Source organism: Brevundimonas sp. (assembly GCF_035626535.1).
In the GTDB taxonomy this organism is placed as follows: Bacteria; Pseudomonadota; Alphaproteobacteria; order Caulobacterales; family Caulobacteraceae; genus Brevundimonas.
This window is the reverse complement of sequence record NZ_DASPNO010000013.1, coordinates 19,297-38,388: the sequence shown is the minus strand read 5'-3', so window position 1 is coordinate 38,388 and position 19,092 is coordinate 19,297. Positions and strand designations below refer to the sequence as shown.

Sequence of the window (19,092 nt, the reverse complement as noted above, 5' to 3'; positions counted from 1 at the left end):
AGCGGTCGGATGTCAGGGGGCGAGGGGGATACTCGCCCGGTCCGGGCCGCAAGGCCGACCCGCCCGCCGGAGGCGCTGCGGCAAGGCGATAACACCGCCATCCGACGCAAGCTTGCGTCCGATCTCCACGCGGAGCGTCAGTCTGCGTCGAAACGGTACTCCCACACGATCTCCGGGCACAGACCCGGCATTCCGCACGCCTTCCCTCCCTCCCAAAACACACCACTTGCTATTAGGCTTTTTCCTAATTAGGATCTTTCCTATGAACTCCCTGTTCAAAGCCCTGTCGCATCCGGTCCGTCGCAGCATTATCGAGATGCTGCGCAAGGGGCCGATGGCGTCCGGCGACATCGCCGCCGCCTTCGACATGAGCTGGCCGACCATCACCGGCCACCTCAACGCGCTCAAGGAGGCCGGTCTGGTCTCCCCTGAACGCGAAGGGGCCTCGATCCGCTACCGGCTCGAGATTTCCGCCGTCGAGGAGGCCCTCGCCTTCCTGCTGCAGATGACCGGCGCCGGCCGGCAGACCCCCGGAGAAGAACCATGACCGCCCCGAAGAAAGCCTCATCCGCGCTGGACGCGGCCACGCTCGGCCTCAGCCTCGTGGTCGGCGGCCTCGGCGTCTGGACCGTCTTCGCGGGCCCGACCGAACTGTTGCCGATCCACTACGGCATCTCCGGGCGGGCCGATGACTGGGGCACCCGCGAAACCGTCGGCGGCGTCCTCATAGGCATGGCCCTGCTGACGCTGCTCATCGGCGGCGGCATGGGCGCCGCCTCCCGGCGGGCCGAAGACCCCGCCCGCGCCCGCGCCCTCCGCTACGCCCAGTTTGTGGTGATCCTGACCCTCCCCCTCGTCAGCCTGCTCGCCGCCTCCGCCAGCCTGTCAGGAACGACCGACATCGGCGGCGCGGTCCCGATCGCCCTGATCAGCCTCGTCCTGCTGCTCACGGGAGCCTTCCTCGGCCGGGTCGGTCCCAATCCCTTCGTCGGCGTGCGCACGCCCTGGGCCTACAAGAGCCGCCTCGCCTGGGACCGGTCCAACCGGCTCGCCGGCCGCCTCTTCTTCGTGATCGGCCTCGCCGGCCTGCTCACCGCCCCCTTCGCCCCCCGCCCGCTCGGCCTCTACGCCCTCCTCGGCGCCATCGGCCTGGCCGCCGTCTGGTCCATCTTCGAGAGCTGGCGCGTGTGGCGCGCCGATCCCGACCGGCAGCCCTTCTGAACCTCGTCCCCAAAGGGAGACCGCCATGCTCAGCCTGATCCTCGCCGCCCTGCTGTCGGACCCGGTCGCCACCCCCGTGTCCCTGCCGTCGCAGCCCGCGCCCCTGCACGGAACCCTGCTGACCCCCGAAAGCCCCCGCGCCGTCGCCGTGATCCTGCCGGGATCGGGCCCGACCGACCGCGACGGCAACAGCCCCATGGGCGTCAGCGGCGGCGCCTATCGCCTGCTGGCCGAGGCCTTGGCGGAACAGGGGATCGCCACCCTGCGCGCTGACAAGCGCGGCATCGCCCAAAGCGCCGCCGGCGGCATGTCGGAGACGGACCTGCGCTTCTCCCACTTTGTCGAGGACGCCCGCGGCTGGGCCGCCCAGGCGGCCGCCCGCACCGGCCGGCCCTGCGCCTGGCTGATCGGCCACAGCGAAGGCGCGCTCGTGGCCCTCGCCGCCACCGAGGGCGGGAACGACAAGGTCTGCGGCCTCGTCCTGCTGTCCGGCGCGGGCCGCCCCGCCCGCATCGTGCTGGAGGAACAACTCGGCCCGCAACTTCCCGAGCCCATGCGCACCCAGGCCTTCCACGCCATGGCCGAGCTGGAGGCGGGCCGCCTCGCCCCCGACACGCCGCCGGAACTGGCCGCCCTGTTCCGTCCGTCGGTGCAGCCCTATCTGATCTCGTGGTTCAGACTGGACCCGGCCCGGCTCATCGCGGACTGGGACGGCCCGGTCATGATCGGCCAAGGCCTGACCGACATCCAGACCAGCGAAACCGACGCCCGCGCGTTGGCCGCCGCCCGGCCGGACGCGACGCTGGTGCTGTGGGAGGGCGTCAACCACCTGCTCAAGATCGCGCCCGCCGACCGCGCCGCCAACCTCGCCACCTACAGCGACCCGGCCCTGCCGCTCGCGCCCGATGTCGCCGACGACATCGCCGGCTTCATCCTCCAGCCGCGCTAGTGCCGGCGGTCGCCACGATCGCCCTGGCCCTTGGGGGCCTCGGTCTTCGCTTCCCGCCGACGGTCCTGAGACAGCGACTTGCCGACGTCGACCATCTCGGTGAACCGGCCTTCGTCATCCCGGCGGGCGTAGCGTTTGTCGCCCGGATTGGGCTCGATCAGTTCGCGTTTGCTCATGGCGTAACTCCTTCCACCGAAAGAGAATCCGGCAGGAGTCATCGGGTTCCCGTCAGGCCAGCGTCTCCTGGAACCGGACTGGCCGCCCGTGGGCGCTGCCGATCAGCTCGCCGTCGCGCATCACCAACCGGCCGCGCACGATCGTCGCCATCGGCCAGCCGGTCGCCTCGAAGCCGTCGAACGGGGTCCAACCCGACCGCGTCGCCATGTCCTCGTGCTTGATGACCCGTTTGGCTTTCAGGTCGACCAGGGTCAGGTCGGCGTCATAGCCCTCGGCCATCCGCCCCTTGCCGGCGATGCCGAATACCCGGTTGGCCCCATGGCTGGTCAGGTCGATGAACCGGTCCAGCGTCAGCCGCCGGTTGGCCACATGCGTCAGCATCACCGGCACCAGCGTCTGCACCCCCGGCATCCCCGACGGTGACGCCGGATAGGGCCGGGACTTCTCTTCCAACGTATGCGGCGCGTGGTCGGAGCCCAGCACGTCCGCGACGCCCTGCTCGATTCCCCGCCACAGCCCGGCGATGTGGTAATTGTTGCGGATCGGCGGGTTCATCTGCGCCAGACCCTTGAGCCGCTCGTAGGCCTCGTCGCCGTCCAGCGTCAGGTGCTGCGGCGTCAGTTCCATGGTCGCCACGTCCTTGTGGTCGGCCAGGAATTCGACCTCCTCGGCCGTGGTCACGTGCAGCACGTGGATGCGGGCTCCGGTCTCCCGCGCCAGCCCCACCAGACGGCGGGTCGACAGGATGGCGCTCTCCGGATCCCGGACCTCAGGGTGGCTGGTCCAGTCGCCCGCGCGGGCCAGCGGCCGGCGCTCGGCCAGCCGGTATTCGTCCTCGGAGTGGAAGGTCGCCCGCCGCTTTACATGCCGCAGCACCTCGCGCACCCCATCGTCGTCGGCGACCAGCAGCGTCCCCGTCGACGCCCCCATGAACACCTTGACCCCGCAGCACCCCGGCAGCCGCTCCAGCTCGCCGAGGAAGCGCGCATTCTCGTGCGTCCCGCCGATGTAGAAGGCATGGTCCGTCCACATCCGGTCCCGCGCCCGGGCCAGCTTGTCGGCCAGCGCCTCCGGGTCGGTGGTCGCCGGTTCGGTGTTCGGCATTTCGAACACGGCGGTCACCCCGCCCAGCGCCGCCGCCCGGCTGCCGGTCTCGAGGTCTTCTTTCCACTCCAGCCCCGGCTCGCGGAAATGAACCTGGGTGTCGATGACCCCGGGGAGGACCGTCAGCCCCGCTGCATCCACCGTCTCTCCCGCCGAGGCCTGAGACAGGTCGCCGACGAAGGCGATCCGGCCATCGATCACGCCGACATCGGCCATGCCGCGCCCGGCGTGATTGGCCACCTCGCCGCCGCGGACGATCAGGTCGTAAGTCTGGGTCATGGCCCGGCCCTATACCCGCTCGGCCAGAAGCTTGCGAGCCGCCTTCAGCACCCGTTCCGCCGGCAGGTCGTTCATATGCAGAATCGCCTGGTCCAGCCGCGGGTCGATCTTGCGGTACTCCTCGACCGAGCGCGGTCCGCGCACCGCGACCCCGCCCCAAGGCCCGCGCTCTACCTCGTCCGACGGCCCGTAGGCGGCGACCACTGGCACGCCCGACGCCACCGCCAGGTCGGTCCAAAGCGAGTCCCCGCCCAGATACAGGGTGCACCGCCCGACCGCCGCCACCGCCTGCAGCGGGCTCAGCCGCCCCTGCAATTCGATGGTCCGATGACGCGGCAGGGCGAGCCGGATGGTGTGGGCCGCGTCGCGGTCCGCCTCCGCCCCGACGACCAGCACCCGGCCGCCCTCCAGCGGACCGCCCTCGCCGACCAGCGCCGAGGCCACCTTGGCGAACCGCTCCGCGGGCCAGCGCCGTCCCATCCATTCGGCTCCCGGCCCGACCGCCAGCAGCGGCCCCTCACCCGCCGGGATCAGCGCATTCGCCGCCGCCTGCGTCGCCTCCGACACGAACAGCTGCGGGCGGGGAACCTCGTCCAGCTGCAGCACCCGCGCCGCCAGCTCCACGGCGTGGACCCCCGGCTCGCGCTCGCCCCGCACCGCCCGCTTCTGCCGCTTCAGCTTGCCGGACAGGGCCGAGCCGCGCATGTCGACCACCAGCCCCCAGTTCGTCGACCGTACCTGGTTCCACAGCCCGAACCAGTCCAGCCGGCTCTCCTTCTCCAGCACGATCAGCCGGTCCAGCCGTGGCGTGTCGGCGAACAGCGGCGCGCTGGCGGGAGACCCGACGATGGTGAACCGGGCCAGCGGCATGGCCTCGACCAGATACGCCAGCACCCCGCACGACAGCACCGCGTCCTGCGCGCCCGCCTCGGCGATATACAGGATAGGGAACCGGCCCGTCATGACCGGACCGTATACGGATTCTCTTCCGCCAATGAGGGGTCACGGGGTGTGGTCCACAGGCTCGCGACACCCTATCTGCACCGTATGACGACCCGCATCGCCCGCCTCGACAGCCGCGCCCTGATCCGGGTTTCCGGCCCCGACGCGAGACCCTTCCTGCACAACCTCCTGACCCAGGACGTTGAGACGCTGGCCGACGGCGAACTCCGCTTCGGCGCCCTCCTTTCGCCGCCGGGTCGCCTGCTGTTCGACCTGTTCCTTCGGGGCGAGGCCGACGCGGTCGTGCTGGACGTCGCCGCCGAGCGCCGCGACGCCCTGCTTCAGCGCCTGTCGATGTACAAGCTCAGGGCCCAGGTCACGGTCCAGGCCGACGACCGCCCGGTCTTCGCCTCATGGCCCGAGGTCGCCAACGGCTTCACCGCCGACCCCCGCGCGCCCGGTCTCGGCGGCCGCCGCTACGGCGGCGAGCTCCCGACGAACGCTGCGGAGGCCGCCTGGCAGGCCCACCGCCTCGCCGCCGGCGTTCCCGACCCGGCCGCCGACGCCCCGACCGACAGGACCTATCCGATCGAGGCCAATTTCGACCTCCTCAACGGCCTCGACTTCCAGAAGGGCTGTTTCGTCGGCCAGGAGACCACCTCCCGAATGAAGCGGCGGGGCGCCATCAAGAACCGCATGCTCCCCATCGCCTTCGACGGCCCGCCGCCGCCGTTCGGCGCCGAGGTCCTGAACGGCGACCTGCGCGCCGGCGAGGTGCTCAGCGGTCGGGACGGCGCGGCCATGGCGCTGCTCCGGCTGGACCGGATCGACGGCTCGCTGACGGTGGATGGCCGTCCGGTCGAGGTCCGCCGGCCCGACTGGCTGGACCGCTAGCCCGCTTCCGACGCCAGCACGATCTTGCCGTAGCAGCCGCTGATGTAGGGCGCGCCGTCTGGAGCCCGCGTGGGTGCGGGACAGGTCGTTATCGTCCCGTCATTCATCGGGATAACATAGACCCTGTTCTCGCCCGGCCGGACGCCGCTCGCGCGCCGTCCCATGCAGTCCGGTTCGCCGTTGGTCTCGAGCATCTCGCTGACGATCCAGTGGCCGTCCCTGTCCGTCTCGACGCGGTAGCGCGCCCGCACCCGCTCGGCGCCGCTCCAGACCAGCATCACCCCGTCTGGGCCGAAGTCCCAGCTCTCCATGCAGATCGGCTGCGCGTCCTGCTGCTCGAAGGTGTGGAACAGGTAGAGACCTTCCAGCCGCAGCGGCTCCCGCTCCTGCGCGGCCACGGGCGCCGTCCCGATCGCCAGCATCAGCAGCCCTATCGCCACCGGTCTCATCGCGTCCTCCGCTCGACGTGAACCCCACAGCAAGCATAGGCTGGAGACCGCTTCAATGCCGACGCGCCCGCCAGGAACCGGACCCATGCCGCTGATCGATCTCAGCCACACGATCGAGGACGGCCTGATCACCTACAAGGGTCTCCCGGCGCCCCTGATCTGCGACCACCTGAGCCGCGAGGCCTCGCGGGCCAACTACGATCCCGGCACGGAATTCCAGATCGGCCGCATCGAGATGGTCGGCAACACCGGCACCTATCTGGACACTCCCTTCCACCGCTACGCCGACGGCGAGGACCTCAGCGAGGTCGGCCTCGACCGCGTGGCCGCCCTGCCGGGAATCGTCGTCCAGGCAGGCGACCTGCAGGCCATAGACGCCGACAGCTTTCGGGACCTCGACCTGAGCGGCAGGGCCGTGCTGGTCCACACCGGCTGGGCCCGCCACTGGCGCACCGACGCCTATTTCGAGAACCACCCCTTTCTGACCGAAGCCGCCGCCGTCTTCCTCGTCGATGCGGGCGCGGTGCTGGTCGGCATCGACTCCCACAATATCGACGACACTCGCACGCGCTCGCGCCCGGCCCACACCCAGCTGCTCGGCGCCGGCATCCCGATCTGCGAGCACATGCGTGGTCTCGAGCTGCTGCCCGATGCCGGCTTCCGGTTCACCGCCACCCCGCCGAAGGTGAAGGCCTTCGGCACCTTCCCGGTCCGGGCGTTCGCGGAAATCGAGTGAACGGGGATCGCTCACCGGACCGAAAGACCGCTCCGGACGGAACAACGGCGACGGCTCCACATTGAGGCTCGCGAGCTTCAATCAAGAGGGCTGGACATGACCGACACCACAATTCACCCGACCCACGGGCATCACCCGCACACCCTGATCTCATGGCCCGCGGTGCTCGCCGGCGCGATCGTCGCGGCCGCCGTCGGGGCCATGCTCAATCTGCTGGGCGTCGCCCTCGGGGCGGCGTCCTTCAACCCCTACGGCCTCGACAGCGGCGACGCGACCGGCTTCACGGCGGCGGCCGGGATGTGGATGGCCTTGGCCAACTCCATCGCCCTGTTCGTGGGCGGGGCGGTCGCCAGCCGGGCCGCGAAACACTCCGACCACCACAGGGGCGGCCTGCACGGCGTGAGCGTCTGGGCGGTCGCCTTCCTGCTGGCGCTCGTGATCACCGCGTCCGGCGTCGCCGGCGGCGCGGCGGCCATCGCGGGCGGCGAAGCCAGCGAACCCTCGCCCTCCCGCGAGGTGGTGATCAGCGATGGCACGGTCGGACCGAATGGCGTCGTCGAGGGCCAGGTCGTCGTACCGCCCGAGGCCCGCGACGTGGCCGACGACACGGCCGACGCCACAGCCACCCTCGCCCTGTGGGGCTTTCTGACCATGCTGCTGGGCGCCGTGGCCGCGGTGCTCGGCGGGATGTACGGGACCCGCAACCACCGCTGGATGAACAAGGCGGGCATCGGCGTCGACCACCGGGATCCTGTCGTCGAGACGACGCCGGCGAGCGAACCACACCGCGTCTATCCGACGCCGCGCACCTGACGATCTGCGAAGGGGCGGTGACCGTCGCCTCACGGTCCCGCCCCTCATTCGGCGGCGACGGCGCCCGCCACCCTGCGCTAGCCTCCGGCGATGGCCGACTCACTTCACCGCTGCGCCTGGTGCGGGACCGATCCGCTCTACGTCGCCTATCACGACGAGGAGTGGGGCGTGCCCGAGTACGACCCCCGCGCCCTGTCGGAGAAGCTGGTGCTGGACGGATTTCAAGCCGGGCTGGCCTGGATCACCATACTGAGGAAGCGCGAGGGCATGCGCGACGCCTTCGACGGCTTCGATCCGGAGAAGGTTGCGGCTTACGGCGAGGCGGACGTCGAGCGGCTCCTCGGCGACGCCCGCATCATCCGCTCCCGCGCCAAGATCGACAGCGCCATCAAGGGCGCGCGGATCTGGCTGGAGATGCGCGACAGCGGAGAGGACTTCTCCGAATGGCTGTGGTCCTTCGTCGGCGGCGCCCCGATCCAGAACCACTGGCCCGACAGCGACGCCCGCCCGGTCGCCACGCCCGAGTCCGAAGCCATGGCCAAGGCTCTGAAGAAGCGTGGCTTCACCTTCTGCGGCCCCGTCATTGTGTATGCCTTCATGCAGGCTGTGGGCATGGTCAACGATCACGGCGTCGAGTGCTTCCGTCACCGGCAGGTTCGTGCGATGGCCGACCGGTGAAGCCACCGTCGAAAAAGCAGGCCAAGGGCAAGGCCGCCGCCAAGGCGCCGCCGAAGGCCGCGCGCGCCTTCCCGACGATGGCGCTCGAGACGGTGCTGATCCAGTCGTGCGGTGGCCCGGTCTGCGGCGTCGACGAGGCGGGGCGCGGTCCGTGGGCGGGGCCGGTTTCGGCGGCGGCGGTGATCCTCGATCGCGACGACCTGCCCGAGGGCATCGACGATTCCAAGGTGCTGACCGCCGAACGGCGCGAGGCGCTGGAGATCGAGATCAAGGCCCGCGCCATCGCCTGGGGCGTCGGCTTCGCCTCGGTGGAGGAGATCGCCGAGCTCAACATCCTGCACGCCACCGGCCTGGCCATGTGCCGCGCCATCGAGGCCATGGCGGTGCAGCCGGTCGCCGCCCTCGTCGACGGCAACTACCGCTTCAAACTGCCTTGCGACGTGCAGACGGTGGTCGGCGGCGACGGCCTGTCGCTGTCGATCGCGGCGGCCTCGATTCTGGCCAAGACGGCCCGCGACCGGCTGATGATCGCTATGGACGCTGAATACCCCGGCTACGGCTTCGCCTCCCACAAGGGCTACAACGCCCCGGTGCATCAGGAGGCGCTCAAGGCCCTCGGCCCCTGCCCCGCCCACCGCCGCGGCTGGGCCCCCATCCGGGCGTTGCTGGAAGAAGCCTAGATCTGCAGCGCGCCGCCCAGGAAGGCGCCCGCCAGGGCCGCGACCACACCGCCGAGCACCACGGTGACCCAGCCGGGTATGCCGTCGACCATCTCGGACAGGGTCGGCTCGGGCTCCGGCGCCAAGTCATTGGCCACCCGGGTGTCGAAGCGCGCCGGCGAAGGCGGCCGCCAGGCCACGGGCTCGAAGACGTCCGCCGACCGGCCGTAGGCGTGATGGGCCTGCAGGCGGCGAGAGGGGGTGATTGTCATCTGTTCCATGCCCGACACAACGGGTCGGACTCGGGGCCGTTCCCTACGCTGGCGCTCACGCCGCATCGGCGAGATTCACGCGCCGGTCGCTGACCAGGAACAGGTATTCGACGTTCCTCAGCCGGCCCACGGCCCCGACCTTTTCGCCCTTCGGATTGTGAATGCCGATGCGAGCGCCGACGTACCGCGGGCGGGCGATCTCAATGACCTGCACCTCGCCCCGGCCCGACAGCATCCCGACCAACTGGCCCCGCGACAGATAGCCCTCGTCGTTGAACGACACGATCAGGTTGGGCGCCTTCACCCCCTCGATCACCGCCTGCAGCGCCGGCGCGATGCCCGGCCGGCTATTGAAGACGCTCTTGCGGGTCCGCACGTCGATCCGCTTGTTGGCCACGCCGTAGGTCTCGGGCTTGTCCCACAGCACCAGGCTCTCCCAGCAGTGGTAGTTACCGAGATAGGAATGCTGATTGTAGGGCGGGTCCAGATAGACGAGGTCGGCCTCGACCGTCGGAGCCAGTTCCACGGCGTCCGCATGGGTCGCCCGGCACGGTCCCGCAGCGACACCGGGCAGCACGTCCGGCATGCGCAGCTCCAGCGGCTTCAGCGCCCGGCTGGCCCACGACTTCATGTAGGCCATCTGCAGCCCGGCTGTGGAATCCACCCGGTCGGCGGCCTCCATCAGGCTGACCAGGGCGATCGCCTCCAGTTCCGGCTCCAGCGCCATGGCCGCGATCCGGTCGCGCATGGCGTCGATCCGCGCCCCGTTCTCCGGCGTGAAATAGCGCGCGTCCTCGCAGAAGGTCCTGGTGAACCAGCCCGCCTCGGGCGTCACCGTCCGCAGCTCGGCCAGCACGGCTTCCGCCTTCTCCAGCCACCGCTCCCGGTCAGCCTGCACATAGGCCGTAGCCAGCACGTGGGCGTAAGCGTTGTGGTCGTTCGACCAGACCTGGAAGCCCTGCTTCTTCAGCGCATGGCCGACCCGCGCCGAGCCGGAGAACAGGTCGCAAACCGTTCCGCCGTCAGGCAGCACGCCGGAGCTGGCCCGGACGATCTCCGCCAGCAGGGCGCGCTTGGAGCCGATGTATTTGATCATGCCGACCCTTCAGGAGGTCAGCCCTTGTGGCCGCGCCCCTTCATCGGAACATGCGCCAGTCGCAGCAGATTCGCAGCCCCCGGCGCGCCGAACGGCGTGCCGGCGAGGATCAGAAGGCGCTGGCCCGGTTCGGCGAGGCCGAACTCGACCGCCTTCTCGACCGCGTCGTCGGTGACCTCCTCCAGCGAGGCCGGTTCCCGGCTCAGCCGCGGCTCCAGTCCCCAGACCAGCGACAGCCGACGCGCCGTCTCCGGCTTGGGCGTCAGCGCCAGCACCGTCTGCAGCGGCCGCTCGCGCGACATCCGCCGCGCCGTGCCGCCCAGCGTCGTGAACACCACCACGCAAGCCGTCGACTGCGCCTCGCCGGCCTTGCGGGCCGCGGCGACCAGGGCGTCCACGTCATGCTCGTCCATGCCGGCGTGCTCGGCGTCCATCAGACCGGGCCAAAGCGGGTCGCGCTCCACCCGCTCGATGATCCGGTTCATGATCCCGACCGACTCCAGCGGATAGTCGCCCGACGCCGTCTCGGCCGACAGCATCAGGGCGTCAGCGCCCTCATAGACCGCATTGGCGACATCGGACGCTTCCGCCCGGGTCGGGGCGGGGGCGCTGGTCATCGACTCCAGCATCTGCGTCGCCACGATCACCGGCACGCCGCGCTGGCGGGCGGCGCGGATGATCCGCTTCTGCGCCACCGGCACCTCTTCCGGGTCCAGCTCGACGCCCAGGTCGCCACGCGCAACCATTACCCCGTCGCAGTAGTCGAGGATGCTCTCCAGCTCGTTCAGCGCCTGGGGCTTCTCGATCTTGGCGAGGCAGGCCGCCCGGCCTTTCACGATCTGCTTCAGCTCGGCCATGTCCTCGGCCTTCTGCACGAAGCTCAGCGCCACCCAGTCGACGCCGATGCGCAGGGCGAAGGCGAGGTCCTCGCGGTCCTTCGGCGTTAGCGCCGAGACCGGCACCACCGCCTCGGGCACCGCCACGCCCTTGCGGTCCGACAGCTTCGAACCGCTTTCGACCGTGACGTCGGCCCATTCGTCGGTGCGCTCGCCGACCCGCAGCCGCACCCGCCCGTCGTCGAGCAGCAGCAACATTCCGGTGCGCAGCGCCCTGAAGATTTCCGGATGCGGCATCTGCACCCGCGTCGCGTCGCCCGGCGTCGGGTCCAGATCGAGGCGCATCTGGCGCCCGGGCCCGACCTCGATCTCGACATCCTTGAACTTGCCCAGCCGCAGCTTCGGCCCCTGCAGGTCGGCCAGCACGCCCAGCGGCCGTTTCAGCGCCAGCTCCGCGCCGCGCACGGCCTTCAGCGCCGCCGCGTGATCCTCGTGCGAGCCGTGGCTGAAGTTCAGCCTGAACACGTCGACTCCCGCCTGGGCGAGGGCCTTGACCGTGCCAGGCGCCCGGCTGGCGGGCCCCAGGGTCGCGACGATGCGGGCGCGCCGGGCTCTTTTCATCGAATATCCATACGGCCGGAAAGGGGAAGACCTCCCTTGTGCCCATGAAAGCGCGCCCGGTTAAGGCCGGTTCGCCACCGGACACACAAAGTTATGCGCTAGGATGGTCCCGGCGGCGTTTCGGCCGGCGGGGAACACCACATGGCGGGTCTCAAGGACAAGCGCGGCTTCATCGACAAGGACCGGCTCGATCTGTCCGAACGGCAGGCGGTCGAATACTGGATGAAGCGCTGGGGCGTGACCCGGGACCAGCTGGTCACCGCTCACCGCAAGGCGGGCCGCATGGTCAAGGATATCGCGGCCGAGCTCGGCAAGAAGCGCTGAGGCTCAGCGCAGGGTGCGGAAGGTTACGGAATAGCGCAGCCGGTCGCCCGGCGTGATGCTGTGCTGCCAGTCCTGCCGCGCCGCTCCATCCAGCAGATAGGCCGAGCGCGGCGCCAGCGGCAGCGACGCCCGCTTCCACCCGTCGTCCTGCTTGCGGCGCAGCCTCAGCACCGCCGGCGAGACGAAGGACAGGCCGATCACCTTGTCGAACTCCGGCCGGTCCCGATGCCAGCCGATACCGGCGCCCGGCGCATACTCGGTGACCATGGCGTGCTTTATCGCCGCCGGGTCCAGTCCCGCGAAAGCCGCCGCCGACCGCCGGGCCGGCTCGAGGAAGGCCGGCATCGGCTCGGCGTCCTTCAATGACGAGGCGCTGAAGTCGTAGCGCCAGCCGAACGACACCACCCGCCGGTTGCCTTTGAACCCGTGGAAGTCGAAGGCCTGGAACGGCAGATCGGCGAACGCCGCCACCAGCCGCTCGGCCTCCCCGGCCGGGACCACGTCGTCCGCGTAGCGCAGCCCCTCAGGCAGCGCCGCCGCCGGCGCGCCGAACAGGTCGAACTGGTTGTCCGCCGCCGGCATCACGCCTCCAGTTGATCCATCCGGCACTGCTCCGGCGCCTTGTCGGGCCGGAAGCGCAGCAGCCGCGTGCCATGCCGGAAGCGCTGGTCCGAGACATGGTCGAAGCCCACCTCCACCACCAGCTCGGGCCGCAACGGCTCCCACTCTCCCGACCGCTCCGTGGCCCAGCGGCTCGGTCCGCCCGGCGCCCGGCCGGTGAATCCTGGACCACCGCGCAGCGCCTCGAGGCGTCGCGTCAACTCGTCCTTGTCGAGCTTCGCGAAGCCCGAGGTGAAGCCGACATGGTTCAGCAAACCGGCGTCGTCATAGAGGCCGAGCAGCAGCGAGCCCACCCGACCGCCTCCGCTGGCGTAGCGGAAGCCGCCTACGACGCAGTCGGCGGAACGCAGCCGCTTGACCTTGACCATGGCCCGCTCGCCCTCGACGTAGGGCCCGTCCCGGCGCTTCGCGACCACGCCCTCCAGCTTGCCGTCGTCCATCCAGGATCGGGCCAGTTCCGGATCGGCCGTGCCCGGCGACAGGGTCAGCCGCGGTCCGCCGAACCGCTCCACGAAAGCCTCCAGCCGGGCATGCCGCTGCTGATGCGGCAGACCCCGCAGGTCCGAGCCGTCCACATCCACCAGCATGTCGAACAGGGCGAAGGTCGCCGGCGCCTCAAGCGATAGTTTGCGGATCCGGGATTCCGCCGGATGCAGCCGCTGCTGCAGCGCCTCGAAGGCGAACCTGTCGCCGTCCTGCGCCAGCAGTTCGCCGTCGAGGCTGAACGTCTCCGCCTCGATCCGCCGCAGCCGCTCGACCACCTCGGGAAAGAAGCGGGCCAGCGATTTCCCCGACTTGGCCAGCAGCTCGACCCGCCCCTCCGCCCTGAAGGCGAGGCAGCGGAAACCGTCCCACTTGGGTTCGTACCACCAGCCCTCGCCGGCCGGCAGCTCGCGTTCGGTCCGCGCCTCCATCGGCGTCGCCGACATCCGGGTCATGCGGTCGCCGCCACGGCCGGAAACGGCCGGCTGAGGAAGCGCGAGCCGGCCAGGCCGAACCGCCAGGGCGTCTCCGCCCCCTTGCTGATGCCGATGCGCACGCCTTGCACCAGCGCCGGCGGCTGGACGTGAAGCCTGAGGGCGAACGGCGCGGCCTCGAGGGGCCGCCCGTTCAGGCTCCCGTCGATCCCCAGCGCCTCGCACAGCTTCCCCGGCCCGGAGCACAGCCCCTCGGGCGGCAGCGGTCCGCGCCGCTCACGCATTCGCTCCAGCCCCGTGCGCGGCTCCAGCGCCCGCACCAGCACCGCGCTGCCCGGCTGGCCCGCGTCGCAGACCACGTTGAAGCACCAGTGCAGGCCGTAGATCCGGTAGACATAGGCCCGGCCCGGCGGGCCGAACATCGGCGCGTTGCGCGCGGTCGGCCCCACGAAGCTGTGCGACGCCGGGTCGAACACGTCGTAGGCCTCGGTCTCGACGATCACGCCGCCGACGCCGTCCACCTCCAGCTCGGCCCCGATCAGGGTCCGGGCCACCGTCTCGGCGGATTGGTCGAAGAGCGTCTGCGCCATGTCACGCCAACGCCGCAGCGGCGCTCCCGGTTCGGCGGTGGTGCGAGCGGCGGGGGTCGAACCCGCATGACCGAAGTCGAGGGATTTTAAGTCCCTTGCGTCTACCAGTTTCGCCACGCTCGCGAGGGTGAACCCTACTGGGCGGGCCTTAACGCCCGGAAGTCCACATCCGAAGCGGCCAGCAGCCACAGGAAGGCGGCCCAGGCGGCGACGTTCTGGTCCATCGCGTCGGGATCGATCCGGTCCAGCACGTCGTCGGCGGTGTGGTGGGTGTCGAAATAGTCGGTGCCGTCCTGGTTCAGCCGGAAGGCCGGGACCCCCGCCGCCACGGTCGGGCCGGTGTCGGGGCCGCCGCCGGTCGCGGCCGAGCCGTCGAACAGCACGCCCAGCGGGGTCAGCACCGCCTGGGCGGCGCGACGGAACTCGCTGTCGGCGGCCCCGGCGGGCAGGGTCAGGCTGTAGATCGGCCCGGCGCCGAAGTCGCTCTCGCTGATCGCCACGTGGTTTGCCATCTCGCCGGCGCGGCTGGAGGCGTAGAACCGCGCCCCGGCCAGACCTTGGGAGGGCGGCGGCTGGCTGACTTCCTCGGAGCCCCACCAGACCACGCGGATGGTGCGGCGCGGCTTGCGCGGCATGTCCTCGATCAGCTTCAGGGCCGCGGCGGTGATGGCCACGCCGGCCCCGTCGTCGATGGCGCCGGTGCCCAGGTCCCAACTGTCGAGGTGGCCGCCGATGACGATGACCTCGTCCGCCGCGCCCGACCCCCGCACCTCGCCGATGACGTTCTGGCTCTTGCTGTCGGCAGTGAATCCGGCGCTCGAGAACAGGCGCATGCGCACCGGCTGATCGGTCAGGGCCGCCATGCGGCGCAGCTGGTCGGCGTCCGGCGGGCTCATGGCGAACGACGGCACCGTGCCCTCGCCTATCCGGGTCGCGCCGGTGTGGGCGAAGCGGTGGTCATGGGTGCCCAGCGAGCGGAGCACATAGCCGACCGCGCCGCGCTTCGCCGCCTCGAACGGCCCGTTGCCCCGGATCGGCGAGGTGGCGCCGTAGCCGCGCCCGTCCTGGGCCTGCACCGTGTCCTGCAGCACCACGACGATCTTGCCGGTCAGCGAGCCCTCCGGCTGGTCGAGCAGCTGCTGGTAGGTCTCGAAGATCGCGGCCTCGCCCTCGATCCCCCCGGCCGGCGTCGCGATGGAGCCGCCCAGAGACACTACCTCCAGCGGCTGCGGGAACGGCGACAGAATCTCCACCCGCGCCTCGCCCCGGGTCCACAGGGCCAGCGGGAACTCCTCGATCGAGACGTTGTCGAAGCCCATCTCGCGGAATTTCGCCGCGCCCCAGCGGGCCGAGGCCTGCTCCGACTCCGAGCCCGCCAGACGCGGCCCGAAGCGGGTGGTCAGCTCGGACACCAGTTCGTAGGCCACATTGTCCTGGAGAGCCCGGTCGCGCAGCTGTTCGGCCTCGCGGATGGTCCGGGCGTCCTGCGCCATCGCGGGCGCGGCGGCGAGGGTCAGCGCGATGGCGCTGGCGGCGAGAAGACGGGCGGACAGGGACATCGACGGCTCCGGGACTCAGAAGGAGCCAGAACCTAGACCGCGGTCGCCTGTGGGAGAAGCGATCCTCCCCCGAGTTTTGTCAGCAGCCGGATAAGCCCGACTGGTCGCTATCACCGTCCGATCTGGCGTCCGACATGAAACCGCCGCCTTGCTCATCCGCTCTGGGCGCATGCGCGTCATCCTGATCGCCCTCTGTCTCGCCGCCTGCAGCCTCGCCGCCCCGCCTGCGGATCAGCCCCGGCCCGTCCCGCGGCCCGTCGAGATGCCGGCTCCCGCCGACATGCGAGGCGAATGGCGGCTGACGGCGATGAATGGTCGCCCGGCCCCGTCCGCCGCCGATCCGGACGACGCGCATCACCCGATCACCATGTCGGTCGGAGACTTCACCTTCCGGGCGCGGTCCCAGTGCGTCCCCTTTTGGCGGCGCTACGAGCGGCAGGGAGATCGGCTCGTCGTCACCATGGCCAATCCCGGCGCGATGTGCGCCCGCGGGCTGAGCGACTGGGAGAGGGAGTTCGACCGCACCCTGTCTGCGGTCAACACGGCCGAGCGGAGAGGCGAAACGCTGAGGTTGACCGGCCCCGGCGCCAGCCTTGACTTCGAGTCCGCGCCGCCCCTGCCCAAGGAATCGATCAACGGCCGCTGGCGGCTGCAGTCGTTCCACGGCGCGCCGCCGCCCGCCGGCGAGGGGCCGATCGAGCTCACCATCAGCGACGGGCGGATCGAGGTGAACGCCTGCGTCTTCTCCGGATGGCGCTACCGGCAGGACGGCCCGGTGCTTGAGGTGACGCCGGAGGGCGGCGCCGTCTGCGAACGCACCACGACGCCGTTCGAGCAGCGGTTCGGGGCCTTCATGGATCGCGTCATGCGCGCCACGATCATCGAGGATGGCTCGCTGATCCTCGACAGCCCGCTGGAGCAGGTCGAGTTCGACCGGATCAGATGAGGGTCACTCGCCCTTGATGTAGGGCTCGACCGGGCCCTGCAGCTTGACCGTCAGGGCCTTGCCGCGGCGGTCGACCCGGTTGCCGACGGCGAGACGGACCCAGCCCTCGGAGACGCAGTATTCCTCGACATTGGTCTTGTCCTCGCCCTTGAAGCGGACGCCGACGCCCTGCGCCAGCAAATCGGCGTCGTGGTACGGGCTGTCGGGATCGACGGACAGGCGGTCGGGAAGGTCGGTCATGGTCAGGCGCTCGGCGAAGGACAGGCCGCGCCTTTAGCCGAGGATGGTCGCCGCTCCAAGAGAGCTTGACCTGACCCCGCGTCAATCGTCTAGGTTCGTTGCGAATAACTACGGACCCTCGATGAAGGACCTCGTCATCCGCGACTTCACCGCCGCCGCCGCCGACGGCTATCCGCTGTCGATGCGGCTGATCTCGGCCGAGCGGCCGGCCGCGGCGGTGCTGGTCAGTTCGGGCACCGGCTTCCCCAAGCGGTTCTACGACCGCTTCGCCCGGCATCTGGCGGGCAAGGGCGCCGCCGTGCTGACCTATGACTTCCGCGGCATCGCCGGATCGCGGCCCGACGACCTGGCCGCCATGCAGATGGACTACACGGACTGGGGTCGGCTCGACATGCCGGCCGCTCTCGACGCACTGATCGAGGCCGCGCCCGGCCTGCCCGTCGTTCACGTCGGCCACAGCGTCGGCGGCCACTTCCTCGGCTTCATGCCCAACCAGCACCGCATCGCCCGGCACGCCTTCGTCTCGGTGGGCAGCGGCTACTGGGGACGGCACCACCGCGCCTACAACCCTCTCGAGCTGTTTTTCTGGTTCGGCTACGGCCCATGGAGCCTGATGCGCCACGGCTACATCAAGGGCGGCGGCCTCTGGGCCGGAACCGACCTGCCCCGCGGTGTCTGGGAAACCTGGCGGCGCTGGTGCCTGAAAGAGGCCTACTTCCGCGACGAGCTCAAGGACCGGCTGCAGCCGCACCATTCCGAGGCGGTGACGGCGCCGATCCGTTCCTGGATCTTCACCGACGACCCGATCGCCACCCCGATCACCTCGCCGGCCCTGATGGAGGTCTATCCCAATGCTCCGCGCGAGATGGTGGTGCGAACTCCCGCCGACTACGGCGTGACCCGTATCGGTCACGAAGGCGCATTTCGCAGGGGCATGGAACCCCTGTGGGACGAGATGTTCGGTTGGCTGGTTGAACCGGAAGGCGCGCCGCCTAGTTAAGCCACTCCCGCCCCGGAGCCTGTTATGACCGATCAGCCCAGCATCACCGTCGACGGCCACGCCATCCCGCTGCTCGGCTTCGGCACCTGGATGCTGGAGCCCGACGATGCCCGGCGCATGGTCGGGCAGGCCCTGCGCATCGGCTATCGCCACATCGACACCGCCTGGATCTACCGCAACGAGGCCGCCGTCGGCGACGGCATCCGTGACGCCGTCGAGGCCGGCCATGTCGCTCGCGAGGACATCTGGCTGACCACCAAGATCTGGGTCGATCATTTCCATCGCGACGCCCTGCTGGAGCAGGCGGAGGAATCCGCCGCCAGCCTCGGCTTCACCCCCAACCTGCTGCTGCTGCACTGGCCGAAGAAAAGGCCGTCCTTCGCGGAGACCCTTGGCGCGCTGAACGAGGCGAAGGAGCGTGGCCTGACCCGCAGCATCGGCCTGTCCAACTTCCCGTCCGCCGAATTCCGCGAGGCGCAGGCCCTGTCCCACGCCCGGCTGGTCACCAATCAGGTCGAGTACCACCCCTACCTCAAGCTGACGAAGCTGCTCGACACCGCCCGCGAACTCGGCTCCTCGATCACCGCCTGGTCGCCGCTGGCCCAAGGCAAGATCGCCGACGATCCGGTTCTGAACGAGATCGGCCGCGCCCACGGCAAGACGCCCGGTCAGGTGACCCTGCGCTGGCTGATCCAGCAGAACGTCGTCGCCATCCCGCGCACGGCGAAGGAATCCCGCGCCGCCGAGAATTTCGACATCTTCGACTTTCAGCTCTCGGGGGAGGAGATGGACCGCATCCACGCCCTCGCCCGCCCGGACGGCCGCCTCGGCGACTGGATCGACCCCGCCTTCTGCTGGGACGACGAGGGGTGAGCGTTCACGGCTTTCCCGCGACCGATCCCGATCAGGTCGCCGTCGGGACCCGGCTCAAACGCTGGCGCACCGAGCGGGCCACGGGCGTCGAGGAACTCGCAGAGGCCATGGGCATGACCCCTGCCGATCTGCGTCTCGTCGAGGCCGGCCGCGCGCGCATGACCAGCGCCCAGGTCTCGGTGGCCACCCGCGTGCTCGGCCTGCCCATCTGGGCCCTGACCTCGGACACAGCCGCCCACTGACCGCCTCGACGGGTGACAGCGCCGCTTCGTCCGCCTAATCCAGCGGTGAGTCTG

General features: G+C 70.3%; 25 protein-coding genes and 1 tRNA gene. 13 read left to right on the top strand and 13 right to left on the bottom strand.

The features are described 5' to 3' along the window. Window positions 1-262: 262 nt before the first annotated feature. The 3 genes from VEC04_RS01305 to VEC04_RS01295 are packed head-to-tail and all read left to right on the top strand — an operon-like array spanning window position 263 to window position 2,170. A complete protein-coding gene (locus tag VEC04_RS01305) occupies window positions 263-547 on the top strand; it encodes a metalloregulator ArsR/SmtB family transcription factor (protein ID WP_324773049.1) in 285 nt (94 codons plus the stop codon). Continuing rightward, on the top strand, window positions 544-1,221 hold the full coding sequence (locus VEC04_RS01300; protein WP_324773047.1) for an SdpI family protein: 678 nt from the start codon (window positions 544-546) through the stop codon (window positions 1,219-1,221). Before VEC04_RS01305 ends, VEC04_RS01300 begins: the two co-directional genes overlap by 4 nt. A gap of 25 nt (window positions 1,222-1,246) precedes the next feature. Beyond that, window positions 1,247-2,170 (top strand): alpha/beta hydrolase, encoded by a 924-nt coding sequence (locus VEC04_RS01295; protein WP_324773045.1) that lies wholly within the window; start codon window positions 1,247-1,249, stop codon window positions 2,168-2,170. Here the strand turns inward: VEC04_RS01295 and VEC04_RS01290 are convergent. From VEC04_RS01290 to VEC04_RS01280, 3 genes are read right to left on the bottom strand one after another with little or no spacing between them, the layout of a single operon-like run. Beyond that, window positions 2,167-2,346: a hypothetical protein gene (locus tag VEC04_RS01290; protein ID WP_324773043.1), complete on the bottom strand. Its 180-nt coding sequence runs from the start codon at window positions 2,344-2,346 to the stop codon at window positions 2,167-2,169. The genes VEC04_RS01295 and VEC04_RS01290 overlap by 4 nt on opposite strands. Before the next feature lie 52 nt (window positions 2,347-2,398). Further along, window positions 2,399-3,730, bottom strand: coding sequence for a dihydroorotase (locus VEC04_RS01285; RefSeq protein WP_324773041.1), 1,332 nt, complete (start codon window positions 3,728-3,730; stop codon window positions 2,399-2,401). Between the two features lie 9 nt (window positions 3,731-3,739). Then, window positions 3,740-4,693: a glycosyltransferase family 9 protein gene (locus VEC04_RS01280; protein WP_324773039.1), complete on the bottom strand. Its 954-nt coding sequence runs from the start codon at window positions 4,691-4,693 to the stop codon at window positions 3,740-3,742. Between the two features lie 84 nt (window positions 4,694-4,777). On the opposite strand from VEC04_RS01280, the gene VEC04_RS01275 reads away from it, so the two are divergent. After that, window positions 4,778-5,566 (top strand): folate-binding protein YgfZ, encoded by a 789-nt coding sequence (locus VEC04_RS01275; protein WP_324773037.1) that lies wholly within the window; start codon window positions 4,778-4,780, stop codon window positions 5,564-5,566. Here the strand turns inward: VEC04_RS01275 and VEC04_RS01270 are convergent. Continuing rightward, a complete protein-coding gene (locus VEC04_RS01270) occupies window positions 5,563-6,015 on the bottom strand; it encodes a hypothetical protein (RefSeq protein WP_324773035.1) in 453 nt (150 codons plus the stop codon). The genes VEC04_RS01275 and VEC04_RS01270 overlap by 4 nt on opposite strands. Before the next feature lie 85 nt (window positions 6,016-6,100). Between VEC04_RS01270 and VEC04_RS01265 the strand changes: the two genes are divergently transcribed. The 4 genes from VEC04_RS01265 (at window position 6,101) to VEC04_RS01250 (ending at window position 8,922) form a co-directional block, all read left to right on the top strand. After that, window positions 6,101-6,751: a cyclase family protein gene (locus VEC04_RS01265; RefSeq protein ID WP_324773033.1), complete on the top strand. Its 651-nt coding sequence runs from the start codon at window positions 6,101-6,103 to the stop codon at window positions 6,749-6,751. 96 nt (window positions 6,752-6,847) lie between these two features. Next, on the top strand, window positions 6,848-7,564 hold the full coding sequence (locus tag VEC04_RS01260; protein WP_324773031.1) for a hypothetical protein: 717 nt from the start codon (window positions 6,848-6,850) through the stop codon (window positions 7,562-7,564). Between the two features lie 90 nt (window positions 7,565-7,654). Then, window positions 7,655-8,242, top strand: coding sequence for a DNA-3-methyladenine glycosylase I (locus VEC04_RS01255; protein WP_324773029.1), 588 nt, complete (start codon window positions 7,655-7,657; stop codon window positions 8,240-8,242). A gap of 77 nt (window positions 8,243-8,319) precedes the next feature. Then, window positions 8,320-8,922 carry a ribonuclease HII gene (locus VEC04_RS01250; RefSeq protein ID WP_324773074.1) on the top strand — a complete coding sequence of 201 codons (603 nt, stop codon included), beginning with the start codon at window positions 8,320-8,322 and terminating at the stop codon, window positions 8,920-8,922. Here the strand turns inward: VEC04_RS01250 and VEC04_RS01245 are convergent. The 3 genes from VEC04_RS01245 to pyk are packed head-to-tail and all read right to left on the bottom strand — an operon-like array spanning window position 8,919 to window position 11,726. Then, entirely contained in the window at window positions 8,919-9,182 is a 264-nt protein-coding gene (locus VEC04_RS01245) for a hypothetical protein (RefSeq protein WP_324773027.1), read from the bottom strand. The two genes, VEC04_RS01250 and VEC04_RS01245, sit on opposite strands and share 4 nt — an antisense overlap. A gap of 46 nt (window positions 9,183-9,228) precedes the next feature. Next, on the bottom strand, window positions 9,229-10,269 hold the full coding sequence (locus VEC04_RS01240; RefSeq protein ID WP_324773025.1) for a DNA adenine methylase: 1,041 nt from the start codon (window positions 10,267-10,269) through the stop codon (window positions 9,229-9,231). 17 nt (window positions 10,270-10,286) lie between these two features. Continuing rightward, window positions 10,287-11,726: a pyruvate kinase gene (gene pyk / locus VEC04_RS01235; RefSeq protein WP_324773023.1), complete on the bottom strand. Its 1,440-nt coding sequence runs from the start codon at window positions 11,724-11,726 to the stop codon at window positions 10,287-10,289. Between the two features lie 141 nt (window positions 11,727-11,867). Here pyk and VEC04_RS01230 point away from each other — a divergent pair, with 141 nt between their 5' ends. Further along, window positions 11,868-12,050: a DUF3606 domain-containing protein gene (locus VEC04_RS01230; RefSeq protein ID WP_324773021.1), complete on the top strand. Its 183-nt coding sequence runs from the start codon at window positions 11,868-11,870 to the stop codon at window positions 12,048-12,050. 3 nt (window positions 12,051-12,053) lie between these two features. Here the strand turns inward: VEC04_RS01230 and VEC04_RS01225 are convergent, their stop codons facing one another. The 5 genes from VEC04_RS01225 to VEC04_RS01205 form a co-directional block, all read right to left on the bottom strand. Continuing rightward, on the bottom strand, window positions 12,054-12,632 hold the full coding sequence (locus tag VEC04_RS01225) for an alpha-ketoglutarate-dependent dioxygenase AlkB (protein ID WP_324773019.1): 579 nt from the start codon (window positions 12,630-12,632) through the stop codon (window positions 12,054-12,056). Next, complete coding sequence (locus VEC04_RS01220; protein ID WP_324773017.1) at window positions 12,632-13,609, bottom strand: ATP-dependent DNA ligase; 978 nt, start codon at window positions 13,607-13,609, stop codon at window positions 12,632-12,634. The genes VEC04_RS01225 and VEC04_RS01220 overlap by 1 nt, the downstream gene beginning before the upstream one ends. Beyond that, a complete protein-coding gene (locus VEC04_RS01215; RefSeq protein WP_324773014.1) occupies window positions 13,606-14,178 on the bottom strand; it encodes a DNA-3-methyladenine glycosylase in 573 nt (190 codons plus the stop codon). The genes VEC04_RS01220 and VEC04_RS01215 overlap by 4 nt, the downstream gene beginning before the upstream one ends. 38 nt (window positions 14,179-14,216) lie before the next feature. Then, window positions 14,217-14,301: transfer RNA gene (locus VEC04_RS01210), tRNA-Leu, on the bottom strand. 11 nt (window positions 14,302-14,312) lie between these two features. Further along, the gene (locus VEC04_RS01205) at window positions 14,313-15,737 is read right to left on the bottom strand and encodes a M20/M25/M40 family metallo-hydrolase (protein ID WP_324773012.1); all 1,425 of its coding nucleotides are present in this window, start codon (window positions 15,735-15,737) and stop codon (window positions 14,313-14,315) included. Between the two features lie 169 nt (window positions 15,738-15,906). On the opposite strand from VEC04_RS01205, the gene VEC04_RS01200 reads away from it, so the two are divergent. After that, window positions 15,907-16,683: an META domain-containing protein gene (locus VEC04_RS01200; RefSeq protein ID WP_324773010.1), complete on the top strand. Its 777-nt coding sequence runs from the start codon at window positions 15,907-15,909 to the stop codon at window positions 16,681-16,683. Window positions 16,684-16,686: 3 nt separating this feature from the next. Here VEC04_RS01200 and VEC04_RS01195 read toward each other — a convergent pair whose 3' ends face one another. Beyond that, the gene (locus VEC04_RS01195; protein WP_324773008.1) at window positions 16,687-16,923 is read right to left on the bottom strand and encodes a DUF3297 family protein; all 237 of its coding nucleotides are present in this window, start codon (window positions 16,921-16,923) and stop codon (window positions 16,687-16,689) included. 121 nt (window positions 16,924-17,044) lie between these two features. Between VEC04_RS01195 and VEC04_RS01190 the strand changes: the two genes are divergently transcribed. From VEC04_RS01190 to VEC04_RS01180, 3 genes are read left to right on the top strand one after another with little or no spacing between them, the layout of a single operon-like run. Further along, a complete protein-coding gene (locus VEC04_RS01190; RefSeq protein ID WP_324773006.1) occupies window positions 17,045-17,923 on the top strand; it encodes an alpha/beta fold hydrolase in 879 nt (292 codons plus the stop codon). Between the two features lie 24 nt (window positions 17,924-17,947). Continuing rightward, a complete protein-coding gene (locus VEC04_RS01185) occupies window positions 17,948-18,796 on the top strand; it encodes an aldo/keto reductase (protein WP_324773004.1) in 849 nt (282 codons plus the stop codon). Then, window positions 18,793-19,038 (top strand): helix-turn-helix transcriptional regulator, encoded by a 246-nt coding sequence (locus VEC04_RS01180; protein ID WP_324773002.1) that lies wholly within the window; start codon window positions 18,793-18,795, stop codon window positions 19,036-19,038. Before VEC04_RS01185 ends, VEC04_RS01180 begins: the two co-directional genes overlap by 4 nt. The last annotated feature ends 54 nt before the right edge of the window (window positions 19,039-19,092 follow it).

Excerpts from the sequence above, each read along its gene's own strand:
- VEC04_RS01305 (WP_324773049.1), top strand. The coding sequence starts at position 263 with ATGAACTCCCTGTTCAAAGCCCTGTCGCATCCGGTCCGTCGCAGCATT.
- VEC04_RS01300 (WP_324773047.1), top strand. The coding sequence starts at position 544 with ATGACCGCCCCGAAGAAAGCCTCATCCGCGCTGGACGCGGCCACGCTC.
- VEC04_RS01295 (WP_324773045.1), top strand. The coding sequence starts at position 1,247 with ATGCTCAGCCTGATCCTCGCCGCCCTGCTGTCGGACCCGGTCGCCACC.
- VEC04_RS01290 (WP_324773043.1), bottom strand. The coding sequence starts at position 2,346 with ATGAGCAAACGCGAACTGATCGAGCCCAATCCGGGCGACAAACGCTAC.
- VEC04_RS01285 (WP_324773041.1), bottom strand. The coding sequence starts at position 3,730 with ATGACCCAGACTTACGACCTGATCGTCCGCGGCGGCGAGGTGGCCAAT.
- VEC04_RS01280 (WP_324773039.1), bottom strand. The coding sequence starts at position 4,693 with ATGACGGGCCGGTTCCCTATCCTGTATATCGCCGAGGCGGGCGCGCAG.
- VEC04_RS01275 (WP_324773037.1), top strand. The coding sequence starts at position 4,778 with ATGACGACCCGCATCGCCCGCCTCGACAGCCGCGCCCTGATCCGGGTT.
- VEC04_RS01270 (WP_324773035.1), bottom strand. The coding sequence starts at position 6,015 with ATGAGACCGGTGGCGATAGGGCTGCTGATGCTGGCGATCGGGACGGCG.
- VEC04_RS01265 (WP_324773033.1), top strand. The coding sequence starts at position 6,101 with ATGCCGCTGATCGATCTCAGCCACACGATCGAGGACGGCCTGATCACC.
- VEC04_RS01260 (WP_324773031.1), top strand. The coding sequence starts at position 6,848 with ATGACCGACACCACAATTCACCCGACCCACGGGCATCACCCGCACACC.
- VEC04_RS01255 (WP_324773029.1), top strand. The coding sequence starts at position 7,655 with ATGGCCGACTCACTTCACCGCTGCGCCTGGTGCGGGACCGATCCGCTC.
- VEC04_RS01250 (WP_324773074.1), top strand. The coding sequence starts at position 8,320 with ATGGCGCTCGAGACGGTGCTGATCCAGTCGTGCGGTGGCCCGGTCTGC.
- VEC04_RS01245 (WP_324773027.1), bottom strand. The coding sequence starts at position 9,182 with ATGGAACAGATGACAATCACCCCCTCTCGCCGCCTGCAGGCCCATCAC.
- VEC04_RS01240 (WP_324773025.1), bottom strand. The coding sequence starts at position 10,269 with ATGATCAAATACATCGGCTCCAAGCGCGCCCTGCTGGCGGAGATCGTC.
- pyk (WP_324773023.1), bottom strand. The coding sequence starts at position 11,726 with ATGAAAAGAGCCCGGCGCGCCCGCATCGTCGCGACCCTGGGGCCCGCC.
- VEC04_RS01230 (WP_324773021.1), top strand. The coding sequence starts at position 11,868 with ATGGCGGGTCTCAAGGACAAGCGCGGCTTCATCGACAAGGACCGGCTC.
- VEC04_RS01225 (WP_324773019.1), bottom strand. The coding sequence starts at position 12,632 with ATGCCGGCGGCGGACAACCAGTTCGACCTGTTCGGCGCGCCGGCGGCG.
- VEC04_RS01220 (WP_324773017.1), bottom strand. The coding sequence starts at position 13,609 with ATGACCCGGATGTCGGCGACGCCGATGGAGGCGCGGACCGAACGCGAG.
- VEC04_RS01215 (WP_324773014.1), bottom strand. The coding sequence starts at position 14,178 with ATGGCGCAGACGCTCTTCGACCAATCCGCCGAGACGGTGGCCCGGACC.
- VEC04_RS01205 (WP_324773012.1), bottom strand. The coding sequence starts at position 15,737 with ATGTCCCTGTCCGCCCGTCTTCTCGCCGCCAGCGCCATCGCGCTGACC.
- VEC04_RS01200 (WP_324773010.1), top strand. The coding sequence starts at position 15,907 with ATGCGCGTCATCCTGATCGCCCTCTGTCTCGCCGCCTGCAGCCTCGCC.
- VEC04_RS01195 (WP_324773008.1), bottom strand. The coding sequence starts at position 16,923 with ATGACCGACCTTCCCGACCGCCTGTCCGTCGATCCCGACAGCCCGTAC.
- VEC04_RS01190 (WP_324773006.1), top strand. The coding sequence starts at position 17,045 with ATGAAGGACCTCGTCATCCGCGACTTCACCGCCGCCGCCGCCGACGGC.
- VEC04_RS01185 (WP_324773004.1), top strand. The coding sequence starts at position 17,948 with ATGACCGATCAGCCCAGCATCACCGTCGACGGCCACGCCATCCCGCTG.